The sequence below is a fragment of the Streptomyces speibonae genome, from assembly GCF_984686075.1.
This window is the reverse complement of sequence record NZ_OZ480260.1, coordinates 3,948,209-3,968,006: the sequence shown is the minus strand read 5'-3', so window position 1 is coordinate 3,968,006 and position 19,798 is coordinate 3,948,209. Positions and strand designations below refer to the sequence as shown.

17 protein-coding genes are annotated in these 19,798 nt (G+C 68.9%); 10 read left to right on the top strand and 7 right to left on the bottom strand.

Annotated features, from left to right (window positions below; genetic code table 11):
• Positions 1 to 13 precede the first annotated feature (13 nt).
• From AC5L3C_RS17860 to AC5L3C_RS17850, 3 genes are all read right to left on the bottom strand, one after another.
• Positions 14 to 1,741, bottom strand: a complete 1,728-nt coding sequence (locus tag AC5L3C_RS17860) for a SpoIIE family protein phosphatase (RefSeq protein ID WP_493649858.1) — start codon at positions 1,739 to 1,741, stop codon at positions 14 to 16.
• A 738-nt stretch (positions 1,742 to 2,479) separates the two neighbouring features.
• Entirely contained in the window at positions 2,480 to 2,845 is a 366-nt protein-coding gene (locus tag AC5L3C_RS17855) for a hypothetical protein (protein WP_007453337.1), read from the bottom strand.
• 14 nt (positions 2,846 to 2,859) lie between these two features.
• Positions 2,860 to 4,116 carry a helix-turn-helix transcriptional regulator gene (locus AC5L3C_RS17850; protein WP_007453339.1) on the bottom strand — a complete coding sequence of 419 codons (1,257 nt, stop codon included), beginning with the start codon at positions 4,114 to 4,116 and terminating at the stop codon, positions 2,860 to 2,862.
• Between the two features lie 166 nt (positions 4,117 to 4,282).
• Here AC5L3C_RS17850 and AC5L3C_RS17845 point away from each other — a divergent pair, with 166 nt between their 5' ends.
• The 4 genes from AC5L3C_RS17845 to AC5L3C_RS17830 all read left to right on the top strand — a co-directional run bounded on the left by AC5L3C_RS17845 (position 4,283) and on the right by AC5L3C_RS17830 (position 7,639).
• A complete protein-coding gene (locus AC5L3C_RS17845) occupies positions 4,283 to 4,654 on the top strand; it encodes a hypothetical protein (RefSeq protein ID WP_007453357.1) in 372 nt (123 codons plus the stop codon).
• Positions 4,647 to 4,796: a hypothetical protein gene (locus tag AC5L3C_RS17840; protein ID WP_158002360.1), complete on the top strand. Its 150-nt coding sequence runs from the start codon at positions 4,647 to 4,649 to the stop codon at positions 4,794 to 4,796. Before AC5L3C_RS17845 ends, AC5L3C_RS17840 begins: the two co-directional genes overlap by 8 nt.
• 786 nt (positions 4,797 to 5,582) lie before the next feature.
• Complete coding sequence (locus AC5L3C_RS17835) at positions 5,583 to 6,896, top strand: asparagine synthetase B family protein (RefSeq protein ID WP_203550459.1); 1,314 nt, start codon at positions 5,583 to 5,585, stop codon at positions 6,894 to 6,896.
• A complete protein-coding gene (locus AC5L3C_RS17830) occupies positions 6,893 to 7,639 on the top strand; it encodes a class I SAM-dependent methyltransferase (protein ID WP_493649857.1) in 747 nt (248 codons plus the stop codon). The genes AC5L3C_RS17835 and AC5L3C_RS17830 overlap by 4 nt, the downstream gene beginning before the upstream one ends.
• 14 nt (positions 7,640 to 7,653) lie before the next feature.
• Here AC5L3C_RS17830 and AC5L3C_RS17825 read toward each other — a convergent pair whose 3' ends face one another.
• Together AC5L3C_RS17825 and AC5L3C_RS17820 are read right to left on the bottom strand one after the other, a co-directional pair.
• Positions 7,654 to 9,396: a relaxase/mobilization nuclease domain-containing protein gene (locus tag AC5L3C_RS17825; protein WP_359577064.1), complete on the bottom strand. Its 1,743-nt coding sequence runs from the start codon at positions 9,394 to 9,396 to the stop codon at positions 7,654 to 7,656.
• Complete coding sequence (locus tag AC5L3C_RS17820; RefSeq protein WP_493653919.1) at positions 9,393 to 9,746, bottom strand: plasmid mobilization protein; 354 nt, start codon at positions 9,744 to 9,746, stop codon at positions 9,393 to 9,395. The genes AC5L3C_RS17825 and AC5L3C_RS17820 overlap by 4 nt, the downstream gene beginning before the upstream one ends.
• An 876-nt stretch (positions 9,747 to 10,622) precedes the next feature.
• Here AC5L3C_RS17820 and ltrA point away from each other — a divergent pair.
• Positions 10,623 to 12,419, top strand: coding sequence for a group II intron reverse transcriptase/maturase (gene ltrA / locus AC5L3C_RS17815; protein WP_493649856.1), 1,797 nt, complete (start codon positions 10,623 to 10,625; stop codon positions 12,417 to 12,419).
• 725 nt (positions 12,420 to 13,144) lie between these two features.
• Here the strand turns inward: ltrA and AC5L3C_RS17810 are convergent.
• Positions 13,145 to 13,837, bottom strand: coding sequence for an ATP-binding protein (locus AC5L3C_RS17810; RefSeq protein WP_030401442.1), 693 nt, complete (start codon positions 13,835 to 13,837; stop codon positions 13,145 to 13,147).
• Complete coding sequence (locus AC5L3C_RS17805; protein WP_167998787.1) at positions 13,834 to 14,790, bottom strand: hypothetical protein; 957 nt, start codon at positions 14,788 to 14,790, stop codon at positions 13,834 to 13,836. The genes AC5L3C_RS17810 and AC5L3C_RS17805 overlap by 4 nt, the downstream gene beginning before the upstream one ends.
• A 505-nt stretch (positions 14,791 to 15,295) precedes the next feature.
• Between AC5L3C_RS17805 and AC5L3C_RS17800 the strand changes: the two genes are divergently transcribed.
• From AC5L3C_RS17800 to AC5L3C_RS17780, 5 genes are all read left to right on the top strand, one after another.
• Entirely contained in the window at positions 15,296 to 15,553 is a 258-nt protein-coding gene (locus AC5L3C_RS17800; RefSeq protein WP_030401440.1) for a helix-turn-helix domain-containing protein, read from the top strand.
• A 126-nt stretch (positions 15,554 to 15,679) separates the two neighbouring features.
• Positions 15,680 to 15,892, top strand: coding sequence for an excisionase family DNA-binding protein (locus tag AC5L3C_RS17795; RefSeq protein ID WP_151785044.1), 213 nt, complete (start codon positions 15,680 to 15,682; stop codon positions 15,890 to 15,892).
• Positions 15,892 to 17,037 (top strand): tyrosine-type recombinase/integrase, encoded by a 1,146-nt coding sequence (locus AC5L3C_RS17790; RefSeq protein WP_037640757.1) that lies wholly within the window; start codon positions 15,892 to 15,894, stop codon positions 17,035 to 17,037. Before AC5L3C_RS17795 ends, AC5L3C_RS17790 begins: the two co-directional genes overlap by 1 nt.
• Before the next feature lie 198 nt (positions 17,038 to 17,235).
• Positions 17,236 to 19,302 carry a GNAT family N-acetyltransferase gene (locus AC5L3C_RS17785; protein ID WP_054103071.1) on the top strand — a complete coding sequence of 689 codons (2,067 nt, stop codon included), beginning with the start codon at positions 17,236 to 17,238 and terminating at the stop codon, positions 19,300 to 19,302.
• Positions 19,299 to 19,778 carry an ASCH domain-containing protein gene (locus AC5L3C_RS17780; RefSeq protein WP_224219990.1) on the top strand — a complete coding sequence of 160 codons (480 nt, stop codon included), beginning with the start codon at positions 19,299 to 19,301 and terminating at the stop codon, positions 19,776 to 19,778. The genes AC5L3C_RS17785 and AC5L3C_RS17780 overlap by 4 nt, the downstream gene beginning before the upstream one ends.
• The last annotated feature ends 20 nt before the right edge of the window (positions 19,779 to 19,798 follow it).

The window sequence follows — 19,798 nt, the reverse complement described above, 5'->3', positions numbered from 1 at the left end:
CGGCCACCACGTCTCATGGCGGCGGTACACGCAGGGCGAGCAGAGCCACGTCGTCGGTGCTGCCGGGCGGCAGGTGGGCGAGGACCTTTCCGCACAGCCTGTCCAGCGGTTCGTGGACGAGAGTGAGGGCGTGCCGGAGCAGCCGGTCCAGGCCCGTGTCGAGGTCGCTGCCCGGTGTCTCGACGAGCCCGTCCGTGTACAGCAGCAGGGTGGAGCCGGGCTTCAGGGGATGCGTGGCGTCCGGTCGGTCCGCGTCGCCGACGGATCCGGTGCCGAGGAGCAGCCCCTGGCCGGCTTCAAGAAAGCATGCGGTGCCGTCCGGGGAGAGGAGCAGCGGGGGCGGGTGCCCCGCGCTGGTCCAGCGGAGCGTCCACGGTCCCGTGTCCGGGTCGCCCTCGACGCGGGCGAGGATCAGGGTGGCCAGCGGGACGGTGGTGATGACCGGCATGGCGGCGTCGAGGCGGTCGACGACGGCGCCGGGCGGTCCCGTGTGGTCCCAGGCCAGCGAACGCAGAATGCCGTGCAGTTGGGCCATACCGGCCGCCGCGGTCAGGTCGTGGCCCACGACGTCACCGATGACCAGGGCGAGCGCGCCGTCCTTCAGGATGAAGGCGTCGTACCAGTCCCCACCGACCTGCGAGCCCGCAGGTGCGGGCTGGTAGCGGGCGGCCAGCCGGAGATGGCCGTGCTGCGGCAGCGGGGCGAGCAGGTTGCGCTGCATCGCCTCGGCGACGGCGCGCTGACGGCCGTAGCGGCGGGTGTTGTCGATGACCACGCCGACCCGGCGGCCGACGTCACTCACTGCCGCCAGGTCGTCCTCGTCGAAGGGATGCGCCGGGTCGGTGCGCACCACCGTCAGCGCCCCGGTGATCCGGTCCCGGGCGCCGAGCGGCACCGTGATGGCGGAGCGCGCACCCACCGCGGCCAGGAAGCCACTGTGGAGAGCCACCAGAGGCGGATGTGCGGTGGCCGGGGTGACGGCAGCCACCCGCTCCTGGAGCACGGATTCGCCCCCGGTCAGCGCACGGCCCAGCGGCGAGTCCTCCCCCTCACCGGCTCCCTCCGCGCCGAGTACGCTCCGGCCCTGGAATCCGGCGTCCCGTCCCTCCGGACCGGTCACCGTCACCCGGTGGACCTCGCCGGAACCGGTCCGCAGGTCCACCGCGGCCCAGTCGGCCAGACGGGGCACGAGCAGCCGCACCAGGCGGGCCAGCGCCTCGTCGGTCTCCAGAGTCTGCCCCAGGACGTCCGTGATCTCCGCGACCAGGGACAGCCGCTCGTTGAGGTCCTCCAAGGCGCGCGTGCGCGCCGTTCGCTCCCGATGGACGCGGCGGTCCCCCGTGGCGTCCGTGAACAGCAATGCCATGCCTTGCACGGAGCCGTCCTCCGTCAAGGGGGACGCGGACCAGGAGACAGCCAGCAGACGACCGTCACCGCGCAGATACGTGCCGCCCTCCCCTCGCGCCCCCTGCCCCTCGGCCAGCGCGTGGAGCAGTGGGCACCGGTCTCGCGGCACCTTGTTGCCGTCCGCGTCCCGGTGCAGCAGATCGTGTGCGTCGGCGCCCCGCATCGCGGCGGCGGTGCGGCCCAGCAGCCGCTCGGCCGCCGGGTTCGCGGCGATCACCCGTCCGGCTGTGTCCAGCACCAGCACCGCCGTGCCCAGCCGCTCGACGACCTGCCGCCAGAAACCCGGTTCGTCCGCCGGCCACGGCCCCACGTCATCACCCACCGCATCGCGCACGGACCCTCCAGTGGCTGCCTTCCCGTCGATGGTGCTCCGACGCGGCCCTGCTCGCACGGCACCGGGGCAGTCGGCGCACACCGCGCGGGCACGGCCCACGGGCCAGCCAGGTATGTCCGGACCAGGGGCAGTCGTCATCCCGCTGTCTGTCCAGACGCAGTGTCTCCCGGGCGGTTGGTCGGCTCGTCTCCGGCGAGCCGTACTCAGCGCCGTCCTCGCCCCGGTCCGCGAGGAGCGCAGCTCCGCCCGGGCACGGGCGTCGGATGCTCAGGACCACGGACGCGGCCAGGACCGTGACGAGGACGGCGAGGCCAGCAGGTGGCGGGATCCCCGGGATGCTGCTCGATGAAGGCGTCGTCGCCGACCGTCAGGACGGCGAGCACACTGTTTACGGCTACGACGGTGTTGCAGCGGCTGACGGGCTGGCCACGATGGTGACAGTCAAAGCCTCGGCGGTCGTGGGGGAGGAAGCCCGTCCCGAGTCGGGACAAGAGGTTTGTCCCGAGTCGGGACATGACGCCCGTCCCGAAAAGGGACAACCAGAAACCCCGCAGAACAGTTCGGAGCCGCGCGCATGCTCAGCAGGATCCGCCCGCTGTCCGGCCCCCTCGCCGCGCCGGTCCCACAGGAGCTGAACCGTGACGCGGCGGTCGGAAACGAGCCGCGAAGGGAGGGCCGATCGACGCCGTAGGAAGCCCGGCGGTTGCGCAGGCCGACTTGAATGGCAGTCCCGTGCGACTACTTCAGAGCGTCCTCGATCGCCTCGAAGATGTCCGCGTCGGTCTCCTTCTGCCAGTCGGGCAGGGCAGCCCAGTCGGCGACATAGCCCGGCTTCGGGTTCTCGAAGTGCTTGTACATCTGCGCGGTCCAGCAGGTGGCGACAAAGCGGCTCTTCTGCTCGCGGGTGAGGCGGGAGGCGTGGCGGTCGCTGAGGTCGAGGAACTGGCGCACCTGGTCGTGGACGGCGCCGGCGGCCTGGCGCTCCCACTCGGGTGTCTCTTCCCAGGGGGTGACGTAACCGGGCTTGGGCTCGCCGGGGAAGTGCTTGCGCACTCCGGTGATCCAAGCCTCGCGGAACAGTCGGGCGCCCTCGGACTGCGACATGCCTTCCCCTCTCGTCACGTCGTGCACAGTGCGTCGATCTCGGCGCCCAGCTCCGCCACACGAGCGTCGCGGGTGAGCGGGCCGAGGTCGGTTCGTAACCCCAGAAGCTTACGGGCGACGTAACCCGAGGAGGTCGTGCGGGCGAGTCGCAGCGCCTCCCCGCCGTAGGCGATTACTTGGTCGGGGTCCTGGCGCCGGGCGCCGACGGCCGCGAGGTCGGTCAGGACCGCACCGCGTCGGCGGAAGGACTGGCCGGAAGCGAGGATGTCCTGGCTGAGCGCGCTGCTGAGTGCCTTCTCGGCGAGGTCGAGGCGACCGAGCTGGAGGTAGCGCGCGCCACGCTCTTCTGCGAGGCGGGAGCCGTCGAAACGCAGCCAGCCACCGTTGTGGGCCGCCCCGCTCAGGCCGGTCACCTTCTCCGCCTCGTCCAAGGCGCGTTCGCAGGCGGAGAGGTCGCCGAGGCCGGCGTACGCCTCGGCCTGGACGGCAGCGACCCAGTAGCGGGTGGACAGGGAACCGTCCCCGCGCCTTGCCACCTTCTCTGCGGCCGACAGCGCGCCGACCGCGTCGGCGTACCGGCGTTCGTACAGATCGACGTAGGCGTGGCGGACGAGGGCACACGCCCACAGGTCGTAGGACTTCGCCTCCTGGCTGGCAGAGGCGGCGAGCGTGTAGGAGGCGGCGGCGTCGGTGTAGCGGTTGCCGTCGAAGGCCAGTTCTCCGGCGAGCTGGAAGAGGTCACCGGCCGCGCCGCACAGGGCCTGTGCTTCGACCTCGGGCCGTCCGCCGAGGGTCTCGTTCAGGGCGGTGAGCTGGTCGCGGACGACCGGGTAGACGGAACGCTTGGCGCGGGCGAGTTGGTAGACCTGCCACAGGTGTCCGTTCATGCGCAGGAAGTCATCGGACATCCCGCGCAGCGCGCCCTCCGCGAGGGCTGCGCCCTCATCGGGGGGCAGGGCCACCAGGGCACTGGTGACGGTGATGGCGCGCAGGAACTGGCGTCGGATCATGTCGTCGAGGTCCCCTGAGCCATGGTGGTCGCGAGGCGGCGGCCCTGCCGACTCCGGTCGGACTGCTTGTGGCTGTCCCACCAACGCGTCGAGTTCGTCAAGGTCGAGGTGGAGCAGCTCGGCCAGCCGTGGTCTCAGCGGCGGCTGCGGCGTGGTGGTGCGGCCTTCCCAGCGGCCGACGGTTCGTCGGTCCACGCCGAGGGCGTGCGCGAGCTCTTCCTGACTGTAGCCCAGCGCCCTGCGCCTCTCCGCAAGCCCCATGCCGCCCCCTTTCCACGCATCAACCCGCGTCTAACCCGACGGCACCGGGCTGTCCCAGAAGTGTCCCAGGACTGGCCCGTGGATGCCGTGGTCTGCGCCAACGCGAGCCGCTTTTCTGGACGTTGTCAGAAACGACAACGGTGGAGGCCGGAGAAGGGGTGCGGACATGGCAGCAGGAAGCGTCACGTCGTCCGAGGTGGCTGGAGCGTCGATTGTCCTGGAGGCGGTCGACGAGGCCGTGGAGACAGCGCTGGCCATCCGGCTGTCGATGCCCGAGCGCCCGGTGATCGACGCCACGACCCGAGACCTGGTCAGCCACCTGAGAGTGCTGATGGCCGAGGAACTCGGCTTTGACGAGGACCCGGCCGTCCAGGCGCTGTTCCGGGAGGGCTACCGGGTCCTCGACCTGACGCGTCGGCCGACGGAGCAGTCCCCCCACTTCATCGCCTACCAGTACATGCGCGACGTCGGCGCGCTGACCAGACGCTTCGCCGACGTCTACCGCGCGACCCGGAAGAAGGACCAGAACGATGGCTGACCAAACCCCGGCCGAGCCGCCGGTGTGCCGGATCGGCGCCACCCTGCCCGACCAGGAACGAGCACGACGCGTCTTCGTCGGCCGACCTGGCCTCGCGCCGACCGTGGGGCAACAGTGTGGCAAGGACCAGGGCGCGCGGTGAAAGGCCAGGTCACGGCTCAGGTCATGTACATCGCGTGCGTCATGGTGCTCGGGGGATCGATCGTGGTGGCGGTGTCCCGGGGATGGTGAGCCGGCGGCGCAGCAGGCGAGGTCGCCCCTATGGCTGGCGGCAGTGGCTGCCGTCGGCCCTGATCATCGTCTCTACTACCCCGGTCGCCTGGGCTCTGTGGCACCTCGCCCCCGACTGAGAGAGACCACCGGTCCACTCCGGACCTACCGACTCCCGCTCTGGCCGAGCGAGCCCTCGGGAAGACCCGGTCCCCACCGGGGAAGGGCTCAGCCGCTCTCTCCCCTCGGCCAGAGCGGGCCCCCACCCAACGAGCTCCCGTCCAGTTCGCCGTGAACGCCGGCGGCAGGGACGGGTCCGGGCTCCGCAGCTCGCGGGGCCCGTCCACCCACTCCGCAGGAGGAAGGAACAGCCATGATCATCGACGAACTCTTCACGGGAGACCTGGTCACCGGCGTCCCCAGCATGGACGCGGCGCTGCTCGACAAGATGCCCGGCGGCGGCGACAACAACGGCGACCACTGCAGCTGACCGGCCGGTGAACGCGGCGGAGCAGGGCCTGGCGTCCTGCTCCGCCGCTCCGTAGAGGAGGGGAGCGGAGTGCTCTCGTTTCGTGTGCGACTGGCAGACACCCGGGACGCCGGCTGGCGATGGGACACAGACCGCTGGGTCAAGGGGGAGAGCTGGATCCGACCCGCTCACGCAACCGTCCTGGTCGCGGACCTCATACCGGGCGACGGATCGAGCGTCTGTGTGCTGGTGCGGGAAGACAGAGACGGTGAAGCCGACTACACGTCGCTGCTCGTCCGGCCCGACGAGATCCAGGTCTCGGCGGGAATGCTGGGTACCGTCCCGCTGTACCTCACAGCTGTCGGCGACGAGATCTTCGGGTCCTGGGACATCGTCGACCTCCGGCCGCACCTGCGACCTGACCAGCTCAATCCACGAGCGGTCGCCCGCACCTTGAGCCGCCAACACCGCTACAGCACCGACACCCTCTTCGACGGCGTGTACCGACTCACCGAACGCGCTACCGCGGTCTTCACGCCGGCAGGGCTCTCCATCCTCTACCCCGAGCCCGCCCAACACGTCCTGGAACCCCGCAGCCTCCGTAGCGGAGTGGACCCCGTGACCGTGTTCGACGCACTGCTCACCGAGGCCGTGGCCGAGTGGCGATCGACGGCCGGCCGCGTCGGCGTCGAGGTGTCAGGCGGAGCGGACTCGGCCAACGTGGCACTGTCCGCCGTCGCGGCCGGATTCGGCTCCGTGCACACCATGGGGCTGCTCATGGGCGGCCGGATCGGCCAGCTCCAGCGAGACCGGCGCCGCTCACTGGTGGATCACCTGGGGTTGCGGGACACCGCCGTGCCGGCGATGCAGCACCCGCCCTTCGTGCCTGGTGGCGTGAGGGAACGCAGACGGCCGCACGATCCGGCAGGCGCCTTCTACCAGGAAGCGTTCGACGTCGTGCGCGGGCACGTGGCCGCACACGGCTGCGAGCTGATCTTCACAGGTGGCGGCGGGGACGAGGTCAACGCCCACCACTCGCGTACGGAAGCCGGACTCCCGCCGATGGAGCCGGTGCCATGGCTCGGCGACAAGGCCACCGCGGCGCTGGCCCAGGTGAACGAGAACCTCGCTCCCATCCCGGTCCTGCCTGTGCCGACGCTCATGGCATTCGGCCTGCACAATCCGGCGTACGTGAGACTCGGTATCTGGCCGGTGGCCCCGCTCGTCCACCCCCGGATGATCCGCTTCATGGAACAGCTGCCGTACGAGTACAAACGCGACAAGAGGATGTTCCGCGACCGACTTCGGCGGACGGGTCTGCCCGAGTCCGTCGCGGCTCCGACCGAGCCGGAGAACTTCCTCGCGGTCATGGAGTCGGGACTGCGCACCTACGGGCTCCCTCTCCTGGACGAGATGCTGACCGATTCCCTGCTGATCGATCTCGGCTACGTTGATGCCGACGCCCTCAGCCGGGCCCGCGACCACGCCGAGCGGACTCCCGCGGTGCCCGACCTGCTGTGCGACACACTCGCCCTGGAAGTCGGACTGCGGAGCCTCGCATGAGCGGCCTGGACATCGCCGAAATCAGACACCTGGCAGCCTCCAACCTCTTCTACCGAGACCCCGCCCTGTACGACAGAGTGCAGTCTGACAGCACCAGCGCGAGCAGCTGTCGGGCGCTCGTCCATCGGCACCGCCCGGACGCCCGCACTCTGCTGGATCTGGGCTGCGGAACCGGGAGAGACCTGGAGCTGCTGGCCCGCCACTTCGACTGCATCGGTGTCGAGTTCCAGCCCGGCCTGGTCGACTACGCCCGCCGCACACGGCCCGGCCTCGACATCCGCCTCGGCGACATGCGCACCATCCGACTCGACCATACCGCTGACGTGCTGACCTGCCTGGGAAACTCCCTCTCCTACGTGCACGACAACCAGGACATCCAGGCGGTCTTCCGGACCTTCGCAGCGCACGCCCGTCCCGGGACGCTCCTTGTACTCTGCTGTTCCGTAGCGCCGATCGAGCGTGATGAGCCGCAGGAAGCAGAGGTCGAGACCGGATCGGGCACGGCCCACGTGACCATCAGCTATGAGTGGGACCTGCGGACCCAGATGAACACCATGCGTCGGCAGTGGGTGTTCAACTCTGGTGAAGAAACACGGGACGTGATCCGTCGGCGTGTTCTCGGGCCGCGTGAGCTGGAGCTGTACGCGACGCTCGCCGGCTTCGACGTCCTCCAGATCACCGACGGGATCGGAGCAGGCACCTTGCACGGGCCTACCGCGTACACCGTGGCCCGGTACAGGTGATCAGGACGCGGTCGTCAGCGCCCACGGCGGGGATCATTCCCTGTCGGGCCGGGCACCGACTGCGTGGTGGGCGCCGAGTGCGAGGTGTGCCGGTTGGCTCGGAGGGCCGTGGCGTTGCGGTCGTCGGGTAGTGCGGGCAGGTGAGCGCTGCGGCGCAGGCGCCAGACGAGGACGTCGCTCATGGATCCGGCGGAGCGTAGTTCGCGCCGTGCCGTGGCTTCGGTCAGCAGGGCGGCCGGGTCATGGCCGGCCCTCCGGGCGTCGTCCAGTGTGGCGGCCAAGGCGGGCCAACCGGACTCGGCTTGGATCTGGTCGGCCAGCTCCGGCAGCACTTGGTGGAGCAGGTTCGCCTGCTGTTGCCGAACACGTTGAGTCAGCCGCCGGCCTCGCTGGCTCAGTGCGGTCATGGGCTGGACTGAGGCGGCCTGGTAGGCGGCGCGGAGGTGCTCGGCGGCTTGCTGGGCTGCTGTGGCCTGCTGGGTGTGATGCTTCCTGGCGTGCCACTTTGCCGCGGCGGTCACGACGAAGACGGCCATGTCGATGAGCATGGCCGTGCAGGCGCCGTCTTCGCCCCGGCCCAGGACCGGCCCGCTGTGGACGAGATCACGGGCGGCTTGTCGCAGGCCCCGGTCGTGCCCGCGTACCGCCTTCACGTGGGAGCGGCTCGCGCGCTCGAACGCGGAGGCTGCCTCGCGCAGTTCGGCCCGGGTGTGGGCGGCGGAGGTCTTGGCCAGCGCGTCCAGGACCTCTCCGGTCGCGGCGATCTGGGCTGCTGCGGTGCCGTCGTCGCCGTGGTCGATCACCAGCAGGGCCTGCCACGTGGCAGCCGCGGCCCGCCGCCGCGCGAACGCGGGGCCTGTCACGGGCGGCAGTGCAGGCTGATCCGGCCATGAACCGTCGATGGCGGTGGGCGTCTCCGAGGGCCGGCTCCAGCGTTCGCGGACACGGGGCAGGGACAGGTCGGGCGCCAGCTTGGAGCCTGAGTAGAAGACCGGCTCGCCGTCCTTGTTCCGGTCATCAGGGAGGGCGACCTTGTACCCGAGGAGATCGCCGGAGGGCGCGAGACGCTTGCGGATCAGCAGACCGGCGGCGGCCAGGCGGTCGAAGAACTCGTCCGTCGAGGCAGCACCGGCCACTGCCCGGCGCACGGACTCACGAAGTTCCTCCCGCGCTGTGCGCTCCCGGCCTTCCCGCTGGGCCTTGTGCCGTTCGGCGCTGGTCGGACGACGGGCTGCGGTGCCATCGCCGGTGGCGAGGCGGCGCAACCCGTAGTCGATCTCGATCACGCGGGCTTCCGCTTGGGAACGCTTACCGTCCTGGCGGATACGGGCTTGGCGGCCGTCCTCACGTACGACGGTGGCGATGATGTGAATGTGGTCGTCGGCGTGCCGAATCGCTGCCCAGCGGCAGGCGGCGTCGTCACCGTCGGGAGCGATGCCGGTGGCGGCGACCATTCGGCGCGCAATCTCGCCCCACTGCTCGTCCGACAGGACCGGGTCCTCAGGAGCAGCGCGTACCGACAGATGCCATACGTGCTCGGCGGGCCGGCGGTTCTTCGGCAGGGCGTTGACCGGCTGGTCGAGCAGCCGCTGGAGATCGCCGTACGTGGCATCGGAGTCGCGCCCGGGATCAGGGGCGAGGCTGTCCCAGGCGGCCACCAGGTGCGGGTCTGTGTGCTCTTCGTGCGTGCCGGGCCCGTACAAGTAGTGGAGCAGGCCGATGGTGCGCGTGCCTCTTGCGTGGACGCGGGGGATCACCCGGCTGTCCTGTTGTCCAAGTGGTGCTGGGTGAAGGCGTCGACGCGCTTGGCGGCGCGCTGGACGGTGGCGAGGACCGCCTCTGCCTGCGATGCGTCGGCGCCGGAGTTCAGCGCCTTGGCGACCTGGTTGAGGTTGTTGCCGAGTTGCCCGAGGTGGCGCCGCAGCGCGAACAGCTCGTGCAGCATCTCTCGCTCGCCTGCGATGTCCGCGGCGGTACGGCCGAGGTCGTGGGCGGCGTCGAGAGTGGAGCGGGCGAGGAAGCCGGCGATGCTCATGTGGCACGTGGCGGCTGCTCGGGCGAGCAGTTGGTACTCGGCGTCGTTCATGCGGCAGCTGGGCTGGTGCAGGCGCTTGTTCTCGTCGCGCAGGCGTTCGCGCTGCTGTATGCGGGGCTGCGACGGAGAGGTGCGCGCGCAGTCGATGCTGTGGTTCGCGTGTAGCTCTTCCCCGCCGGTTTGCGATCCGTCCTCGGTCGCTTCCGGGCCCGCCGCTCTCGGGGCGGGAGACGCAAGAGCATTGCTCCCGTCGGGAGCAATGCTCTTGCACCAACTTGCTGTGCGACGTGAGGCCGCACGCTGAGAAGTGAGGTCCGTCTCGTGGAGAGATTCAGACAAGAGATTTCCTCCGGATTAGTGTCCCGATTTCCGTCCCCGCGCTCACATGCGTCGCTGGTAACGGCGGGGTGTGAAGCTGAGCGTTCACGCCCAAGGGCGCCTCGGCCATCGAGGGGCCACAGGTAAGGGGAAGGCTGGACGGGCGAACACGCGTGAACCCCTGGTTAATGCCTCGTCATATGGAACCCCTGCGATGGCTGGTTCTCGGCAGGGTCGGGCCCGGTGCTGCAAGGCACAGGCGGCTTCCGGTGCAAGCAACACCGGTAGTGGGACACCGCTGGCCACGGGGTAGAGGGGGCGCCCACCCCAGCCGCATCTTCTGCGTGCGGAACACGGAAACCCTGATGGGGTCCGGAATGACCGGTAAGCCGACCGCAAGGGAGGCCCAACTCCCCAGCAGGAACAGGATGATCCAAGAAGCGAAGGCCGGTAGGCCGAAAGGTCAGGGGAAAACGGGCGGTGGCTCTCCACCCGCTGTCCGCCATAACCCGCCGGATACGGGCCCTGGTGGCCCGGCCCGAAAGGGCGCCCACGTGGATCAGGTGAGCCTTTGAAGCCCCAATGCAAAGGCGCCGGAACCGAAGGACAAGTTGGATGCCGGAGGCGTGCTTGAGTACCACAGCGGCAGATGCGACTGCCCGCGCGTCCGAGGCGAACGGACCGGAGGGCGGGAAACTCGCGTGGCACAGCATCGACTGGGCCGAGTGCGAGGAGAACGTACGGCGGCTGAGGCGGCGGATCTTCAAGGCGACGCAGGACGGGGACCTCAAGCGGGTCCGTAACTTGCAAAAGCTCATGCTGAGAAGCCGCAGCAACACGCTGGTGAGCGTGAAGCGGGTGACCCAGCAGAGCAAGGGTCGCCGGACGGCTGGAATCGACGGGGAAACGGCCCTCACCCCTGCGGGGAGGGCCTGGCTGGCGGCTGAGAGCCACCGGACGCACACCCCGTGGAAGGCCCAGCCGGTCCGGCGCGTGTACATCCCCAAGGCGAACGGGAAGCAGCGCCCGCTCGGTATCCCGGTCATCCGTGACCGTGTGCTCCAGGCCCGCGTGAAGAACGCGCTGGAACCCGAGTGGGAGGCGCGGTTCAAGCCGAAATCGTATGGTTTCCGGCCCGGGCGCGGCTGTCAGGACGCGATCGCGGCCATCCGCTCCTTCGGCAGGGGCAGGCTGGCCAAGCGCCTGTGGGCGCTGGACGCGGACCTGGAGGGCGCGTTCGACCGCATCAGTCACGACCACCTGACCGCCATGATCGGTCAGTTCCCCGCCAGGGACCTGATCCGGGCATGGCTGCGGGCCGGCGTGATGGAAGGTGGACGCTGGACGCCGACCGAGGAGGGTACTCCTCAGGGCGGTGTCATCAGCCCGCTGCTGCTGAACGTCGCACTGCACGGGATGGAAGAGGCCGCGGGAGCCAGGCGCGACACGCGCAGAGGGCGTGAATTCTGCGTCGTCGCCGGAACTCCCGTATTGATCCGGTATGCCGACGACTTCGTGGCGCTGTGCCACAGCAAGGAAGAAGCGTTCCGAGTCAAAGAGGATTTGATGAACTGGCTTGCGCCCAGAGGTCTTCGCTTCAACGAGGAGAAGACCAGGGTCGTCCACCTCGGTGAGGGGTTCGACTTCCTGGGCTTCTCCGTGAAGAAGCACGGAGAGACGCTGGTCATCAGGCCGAGTAAAGAGGCGTGCAACAAGCTCCGAAAACGGCTCCGGACCGAAATGCGCGCCCTCCGGGGCGCTCCGGCCAAGGCCGTGATCGCCAAATTCAACCCGATCGTGCGGGGTTGGACGGCGTACTACCGGGGTGTGGCGTCGCATCGGGTGTTCTGCTCGATGGATTTCTACATGTTCACGCTGCTCTACAAGTGGGCGAAACGTGGCCACGAGAACCGCTCGGGGCTGTGGATCAAGCGCCACTATTTCGGCCGGTTCAACAAGGCCAGGCGGGACAACTGGGTATTCGGCGACCACTCCAGTGGCGCCTACCTCCAGAAGTTCGCCTGGACCCGTTACGCCCGGCATAACGCGGTCAAAGGGGCGTCGTCTCCGGACGATCCGGCCCTGACCGGCTACTGGCGGGCGCGTCGCCGTATCAAAGCGCCGCCGCCTATGGACAAGACCAGTTTGTACCTGGCGGCGCGGCAGAGGGGCGTGTGTCCCCTCTGCCGTCAGGCGCTGATCGACGGAGCTGAATACGAGCCGGACAATCTGCGCGAGTGGATCGATTGGTTCGCGGCGTCGAGGAAGGTGCTCAACAAGCACCACCTCGTTTACCGGAGACACGGCGGGACGGATGAACGAGCCAACCTCAGCCTCGTGCACGCCGATTGTCACCGTCAGCATCATGTAAACGACGGAAATCGGACCGTAAGTATCCGCCCTGCGGAGCCCTCGCGGCTTGCTTGAGCCGGATGCGTTGAAAGGCGCACGTCCGGTTCTGAGGGGGCCGGGGCCCAGCGATGGGCTCCGGCTACCCGACCCGTCGGAGGCTGAGATGGTGGCCCCCTGACGCACGTCGTCAGGAGTGTGCTGATGTGGTTGGTGCATGGGTCGCTTTTCTGGGTGGGTGTTCCACGGTGAGAACCCGTAGCGGCGGCCGTGCGCGGCTGGCACCGGGCGGGCTCGTTACGGGACCGTGTGGGGTGGGCTCCAGGTTGGAGCGGTCCGCGAGGACCGGTCCTCTCTTCCTCTGCGCATCACGCTTGGGGACCGCGGACCGCGTTGTGCGGGTCTTCGGTCCTCGGCAGGACCGGGACCCGGCAGGGCTCGGTCCTCCCTCACGATTGACTGTCATTCGCGGTGCAGGACCGTTGTTTCCGCCCACCTGGGGGCTGTGACCTGCTGCTTTGCCAGGAGACCGTTTTCGTGTCCGACGGGACCGTCGGGGACCGGTCCCCGAGACGTACGGGACCGGTCCCCGATGTCTGGTGAGGACCGGTCCCCACCTCGGGCGGCCACGGTCCCGGGACCGGGATGCTCGGTCCTCGCATGTGCCATCCGGTCCCCGGCCATTGAGGACTGGTCCCCGACACCCTCGCTCGGTCCTCGACGCGGCACGCGGCCGGTCCTCCTGGTGAAAGGACGCGCGCTCGCAGACTGCCCTTCCGTCGTCCGGTCTTCTTCCTCCATCGTCAGGGGGAGCGGTGACGTCGTCTGTCAGGGCCCTTGAGGATGACGCGGTCGGTCATCTCCGCGAGGCGGGAAGCGACGCGGTCACCGAGGGTGGTGCGCAGCTCGGCGGTGGGGAGGTTGGTCGTGATGAGGGTGGGGAGCATGTGCTCGTACCGGTGGTTGATGAGCCGGTAGGTCAGCTCCTCGGTCCACTCGCTGGTCTTGGCCGCACCGAGGTCGTCCAGGAGCAGCAGTGGGCTGCGGGCCAGGGTCTGCAGGTCGCGTTCGGCGTCGTGGCCGGCACGGGGACGCAGGCGGGCGTACAGGTCGGCGGTGGTGACGGCTTCCCAGCGCAGGCGGACCCCGCGGGTGAGGAGTGCCCGGACGGCGCCGTACGCCTGATGCGTCTTGCCCGTGCCGGTGGGGCCGGCGATCAGCAGGGAGGGACCCTCGGCGATGCCGGGCCCACTGGGGCCGGGGCGTCCGGCATGGGCGATGTGGTCGGCCCAGGTGATGATCTGAGGGTGGTCGGCGAGGGCGCGGCGGTAGCGGGCCGGGATGCGGGCGTCGGCCAGCTCCAAGGCGGTGACGGGTTCGGCGGGCGGCTCCGTGGCTACGGCGCCGGGGTCGATGCCGCGGCCCGCCAGTATGCCGTTCAGACGGTCGGCGAGCAGGCCGACGGGCTGGGGTTCGCGGGTGAGGGTGGAGGTCAGAGCTGTTCTCCGTAGGCGGCTTCGGCGTCGGCGGGGTTTGTCCACGGCCTGTGGATGACGGGCTGGGCGAGGGCGGCGTTCATGGCCTCGTGCACCAGGCTCGGCAGGATGCTGGGGTGCTTGCCCTTGGTCCTGTGGAGGACGAGCCCTGCCCTGATGTGGTCGGGAGCGATGCCTTCGGCGAGCAGCTTGCGCACCTCTCGGCCGAGATGGCCCAGGACGTCCTGGGGCGGGCGGTGGGCGCATGCCGCGCTGTATTCGGCGATGAGCTGCTTGGCCGAGACGGTGCTGGCCGCGGGGGCGCTTGCGCCCCCCGAAGGGGTAGATCCTAGATCCATGATCCTAGGTCCTAGATCCGGACCGTGAGGTGTCACCGCGGCCTCAAGCACGAGTCCATGAGGTTCAGGTGAGGGCTCACTGACTGCCTCCTGACCTGCGGTTTTGTTGGTGGTTTCCGTTTGGTTCGAGGGATCGTGCGGGTTCCGTGCCCCTTCACTGTCACCTCCGTGAGGGTTCGGCGCATGGTCCGCGACGGCTCCGTGCGTTACGGACGGCGCGGGTGCCACGGCCTCGACAGTCTTGGTGCCGCCCGGGGCACCGTTCGGATCGTTGTGGCGAGGGCAGGCCGGGATGCGGCTCTTGCTGGCCCGGTTGATCTTCTGGTGCTTGTGCCACGTGACGATGTGCAGGTAGCGCTTGTCGTCCGAGCCCTTGTACCGGCAGACCAGGCCGGCGTCGGCCAGCTGGGCGAGATCCTTCTCGACCTCGGCGGGAGTGTGCTCCGGACGCAGAACCCACAGCTGACCGGCGATGATCGCCGCGTGGTCGCGATAGCGGCCTTGGTCGTCGGCCTGAGTGAGCAGGCCGAAGAAGGTGCGCTCGGCGGTCAGGGTGACGACGGCGAGGGATTCGGAGACGAAGGCTTCGGGCTTGATGGTGCGGATCCGTGCCAAGAGCGGAGTGTTCCTCACTCGGTGGCCGATGGGCGGGCACCCATGGCTCACCGTCGGTCGTGACGGCAAAGGCGGGGGAGTTGGCCGGCCGTGGACGCGAGGCTGGCTGAGAGCCGGTCGCGCTTTCCGGGGGTGTCGTCAACATAGCCACACCCGAGCGGCACAAGTCCAGCCCTGACCTGTCGAATCTCTGTCGGCAGAAAGGCCGTCGGGAATCGGGGCGGCGAGGGCGGCGTGAAAACGGTAGGTCACGATCGGCGGTTGACCAAATAGTTGTTCTGGGCGTCAAGCCAGAAGGATCACACCGGCAAGGCGTTGACGTCCGGTGAGTGGCGAAGCTACAACACAACACCCCACGTCAGAGACGCTGTCGAGCACTGCTCGGGCCGCCGTCACAGGGAACCCATCGACGAAATGGCCACCCGCCTGCCAAACGCACGGCGGCGCAACATAGCCGACGATCGCCGGTTAACCAAACCGGCGAACACAGCCGAGAATTGGAGTCATGGCAGCACGTTCACTGGAAATCGGCGCAGCCGGGATAAGGGCCGCCCGCACGATCGAAATTCTCCGCACCGAGCGCGGCCTCTCCCAGCGAGAGCTGGCCGCTCGCGTCACCGCCCTTGGCCGGCCAATGTCCAACACGATGCTGTCCCGCATCGAACGCGCTCAGCGCCGCTGCGACGTCGACGACCTGCTCACCCTCGCGCAGGCACTTCGCGTCCCGGCCCGCGCCCTGCTCCAGGACTCCGCGACCTGTTGAAGCCACCACCGGTCCGCCGTGCCCGCTCCAGTTTCGACCTCGGTAAGGAAGTCTCACCGTTGCACCGACTCGCAATAGCCCCGGCCCGTTGCACTCAGCAGCACAGCCGAAAGGGGGCGGTCGCCCATGGCTGACCGCCTCCTGACGGTGGCCGAAGCCGCCGAACAGCTCGGTACCGGCGAACGCTTCGTTCGCCGTCTGATCGCCGAGCGCCGCATTCGCTACGTCAAGCTCGGACGTCCCGTGCGCGTCCCCGAGAGTGCCGTCACCGAGTACATCGAGGCGCGCACGGTCGAGCCGACCCGGCGCACCCGCACTCGGTACGGGCGGGCCGCCTGATGCCGACACGCAAGCTCCAGCGTCGTCGGGAGTTCGGTACCGTACGCAAGCTCCCGTCCGGTCGATGGCAGGCCCGCTACCTGGGCCCGGACGGGCAGCGCCACAAGGCCCCCGAGACCTTCGACACGAAGACCGACGCGCAGGACTGGCTGAACCTGGTCCGCGCCGACATCGAGCGTGACCACTGGCGTGACCCGGACGCCGGCGCGATCAACTTCGAGAAGTACGCCCTTCGCTGGATGGAGGAGCGCGGTCTGGCCCCGACCACGGTCGACCGCTACGACGGCCTGCTACGCCTGCACCTCCTGCCGGTCTTCGGCAGCAAGGACCTGGACGAGATCACACCGCCTTCCGTCCGCACCTGGCGAGCCGAGCGGCTCAAGGCAACGGGTGCCACGACGGTCGCCAAGTCGTACCGGCTGCTGAAGGCCATCCTGCAGACCGCGGTCGATGACGACCTCCTGCGGACCAACCCGTGCCGGATCAAGGGCGCCGGTCGGGAGGAAGCCGACGAGCGGCCGACCGCCACCGTGGAGCAGGTCTTCGACCTCGCCGACGCCATGGGTCCGCGCTGGCGCCTGATGGTCCTGCTCGGTGCCTTCGCCTCGCTTCGCCCCGAGGAGCTGGCTGAACTGCGCCGCCGCAGTGTCGATCTCGACGAATGCTCCCTGCGGATCACGCATGCGTCACCGGAGCTGACCAACGGCAGGAGGGTCACCGGCGATCCCAAGTCCCGAGCGGGCAAGCGCACCGTTTACTTGCCCGACTTCCTCCTGCCCGAGCTGCGACGCCACGTGCAGTGGTTCGCCGAGAAGGAGCCGGATGGTCTCCTCTTCGTCGGGGAGAAGGGCGCTCCATTCCGCCGCTCGACGTTCGGACGGAAGTGGCGCAAGGCCAGGACGAAGGTGGGGCTGCCCGACAACTTCCGCTTCTACGACCTCCGGCACACCGGTAACACCCTCGCCGCCGACACCGGCGCCAAGCTGAAGGACCTCATGGTGCGCGCCGGCCAGTCCTCGGAGCGCGCCCAGCTCATCTACCAGCACTCGACGGTCAAGCATCAGCGGAGGCTGGCCCAGGGGATCGACACTGAAGTGCGCGAGCGCTTGCGTGAGGCGGGTGCCGATCGGTCGGAAGCCAATTAGGCGGACCGGTATCGGGGCTACGAGTCCGGCGGGACGGTTCCATCGGCCGGACTCTGGAGGCAGGCGACGGTCTCCGCAGCACCGTGCGCCCCTCGTGCCCCCTTGAGGGATGGCAGCAACTGAGATCAGCTTCTCCCTGTATGCAGTGACAGGGGAGTTGTGGCCGGTCGCGATCAGCCACAGCTGGAGGGGGTAGTAATGGCGATCAAGCTGGTGTCCGTTTCGCCCGCGCAAGAAGAGTTGATCGTTAAGGCCATAGCCCTGGGGGACCGGTACACGAAGACGCTGGGGCTTCTGACGCCTCCTGCCTATGAGAAGGCAGCTGAGGACGGTGGCCTTCTGGTCGCGGTCGAGGCCGGCGAAGTGATCGGCTACGCGCTGTTCGGGCTGCCGAAGAGGAGCGCGCGTATCCGACTCGCGCACCTGTGTGTGGCTGAGGAGGAACGGGGGCGGGGAATTGCGGGCCGTCTGGTGGAGGGCATCAAGGAGCGGTATCCACAACGCCTTGGGATCAAGGCCAAGTGCCGTCGGGACTATGACCTGAGCGGGATGTGGAGGAGTCTGGGCTTCGTTCCGGACGGTGAGGTCCGTGGGCGTGGTCGTGACGGGGAGATCTTGGACGGCTGGTGGCTGGACCTCGGCCATCCGGACCTGTTCACGGAGATGGAGAGCGACGCGCTCCTCGTGGTGACGGTCGACCATGGTGTGTTCGCCGATCTGCGCGGCCTCACGGACACCACCGGTGCCGAGGAGTCCCGTGCGCTCGAAGCCGGATGGATGGCGGATCTCGTTGAGTTTGCCTACACCCCGCAGTTGGTCCATCAGATCCGGGACCTCACGGACACGGCAGAGCGTCAGCACCAGCAGGCGGCGCTGACCGGGCTCCACAAGCTCTCTCCCGGCTCCGCGGCCGTGGAGGAGCGAACCCGCGAACTGGTGCAAGCCGCTACGCAGGCGGTTCCCGGCCTGGCTGCCGACCCAGCACTTCTGCGAGGCATGCGGTATGTGGCCGAGACCTCGTGTGCTGGTCTACAAGTCCTGGCGACCCGTGATCCGCTGCTGTCTCGCCTGACAGATGTGGCCTGGGAGGTGGCTCGCGTCCGGGTCGTCTCACCGTCGACCGTGACGCTTCACGTCGATGAGCTGCGGCAGGCCCAGGTGTATCGCCCGGCTGACCTGATGGGGACGGAGTTCCGGTCCGCGGAGGTGGCGCCGGGCGCGGAGGATGAACTGGTCGCCTTCTTCGAGCAGTCGGGCGCTGACGACGGCTCAGCCTTTTCTGAGCGGCTGCGGTCGCTGAACGAGGGCGGGATCGCATGGCGTCGTGAGCTTCTCCGGGACGGCCAGGGCCGACCGGTCGCCCTCTACGCGTGGTCGCTGGACGGCCGAACCCTGGTTGTACCCGTCCTTCGCACAGCTGGCCACCCCCTGGAAGAGACCCTGGCCCGGCAGCTCCTCTTCCTGCTTAAGCGGCTCGGGAGGGATTGCGGGGCCGAGATCGTCCGCATCAGTGATCCGCACCCCTCCGAGGCGGCGCGGGCCGCGGCCGGTGACGACGGCTTCTTCGAGCACAACGGCGAGCTCGTCGCGCTCCTGGTGAACGTGTGCGGGACCGCCGCCGAGGTGGAGGTGGTGGCCGGCGGGTTGGCCCGAGAGCTTGCTGTCGATGCGACCGTGCTCGACGTCGGCATGCCGGCGGAGGTGACCGCCGTGCTGGAGCGTGCGTGGTGGCCGGCCAAGGTCATCGACTCCGAGCTGCCGTCCTTCATGGTGCCCATCAAGCCGCGCTGGTCGACTGAGCTGTTCAACGTCCCGGCCATGCTCATCGCGCGGAGCGACGCCCTGGGCATCAGCAGGGAACACGTCTACTACCGATCTTCGCAGCGTCGAGGAGAGAGCGTCCCGGCTCGACTGCTCTGGTACGTCAGCGACGGCAACTCCACGGGAGAGGGTCAGATGGTGGTGGGCAGCTCGCGGCTCGACGAGGTGCTCATCGACACTCCGGATGTTCTGTTCTCGAAATTCGAACACCTGGGCGTATATGGTCGGGCTGAGGTCGAGAGGGCTGCAGACGCGTCCGGTCACGCCATGGCGCTGAGGTTCTCGGACACTGAGATCTTCCCGAAGCCGGTGACGCTGCGCCGATTGACCTCGCTGGCCAGGGGCCGGGGGCTAACGTGGTCGCCTGGCTCGCTGATCTCGCTGTCCAAGATCAGCAGTGAGCTGTTCCAGGCGGTTTACCAAGAGGGGCACCGAACGACGTGAGCGATCCGGAACGCGCGATGCTGCTGTCCGTCCACCCGCGCTTCGCCAACGCGATCCTGGCCGGCAGCAAGACGGTGGAGGTTCGCCGCCAGCGCGTCGCCGCGCCTCCGGGAACGCCCGTCCTCTTGTACGCGACCGCGCCCACCATGGCGGTGGTGGGCATGGCGCGCATTGCCGCCATCTACGTCGCCACGCCCAGCGAGGTCTGGTCGGCTCATCGGGGACAGACCGGGATCACCCGGCGGGAGTACGACGCCTACATGAGCGGCGCGAGGCAGGCGAGCGGTCTCACGATGGAGAATCCTGTCTCCTTCGATGAGCCGGTATCGCTCAATGCGCTGCGCTCCGCCGGGTCCTTCCACCCTCCGCAGAGCTACCGCTACATGAAGGGCGACGAGCTTCGACAGGTGGCCGTGGCGGGACCTGTCGTGGGCACGGCGCTTCGCGAGGCGCTGGGAGACCTGGTACCCGCCTAGTGCTGCACTCGCCGCCGGCG

Coding starts and splice junctions, on each gene's coding strand:
- AC5L3C_RS17855 (WP_007453337.1), bottom strand. CDS start 2,845: ATGTCGCAGTCCGAGGGCGCCCGACTGTTCCGCGAGGCTTGGATCACC.
- AC5L3C_RS17850 (WP_007453339.1), bottom strand. CDS start 4,116: ATGGGGCTTGCGGAGAGGCGCAGGGCGCTGGGCTACAGTCAGGAAGAG.
- AC5L3C_RS17845 (WP_007453357.1), top strand. CDS start 4,283: ATGGCAGCAGGAAGCGTCACGTCGTCCGAGGTGGCTGGAGCGTCGATT.
- AC5L3C_RS17840 (WP_158002360.1), top strand. CDS start 4,647: ATGGCTGACCAAACCCCGGCCGAGCCGCCGGTGTGCCGGATCGGCGCC.
- AC5L3C_RS17830 (WP_493649857.1), top strand. CDS start 6,893: ATGAGCGGCCTGGACATCGCCGAAATCAGACACCTGGCAGCCTCCAAC.
- AC5L3C_RS17800 (WP_030401440.1), top strand. CDS start 15,296: ATGGCAGCACGTTCACTGGAAATCGGCGCAGCCGGGATAAGGGCCGCC.
- AC5L3C_RS17795 (WP_151785044.1), top strand. CDS start 15,680: ATGGCTGACCGCCTCCTGACGGTGGCCGAAGCCGCCGAACAGCTCGGT.
- AC5L3C_RS17790 (WP_037640757.1), top strand. CDS start 15,892: ATGCCGACACGCAAGCTCCAGCGTCGTCGGGAGTTCGGTACCGTACGC.
- AC5L3C_RS17785 (WP_054103071.1), top strand. CDS start 17,236: ATGGCGATCAAGCTGGTGTCCGTTTCGCCCGCGCAAGAAGAGTTGATC.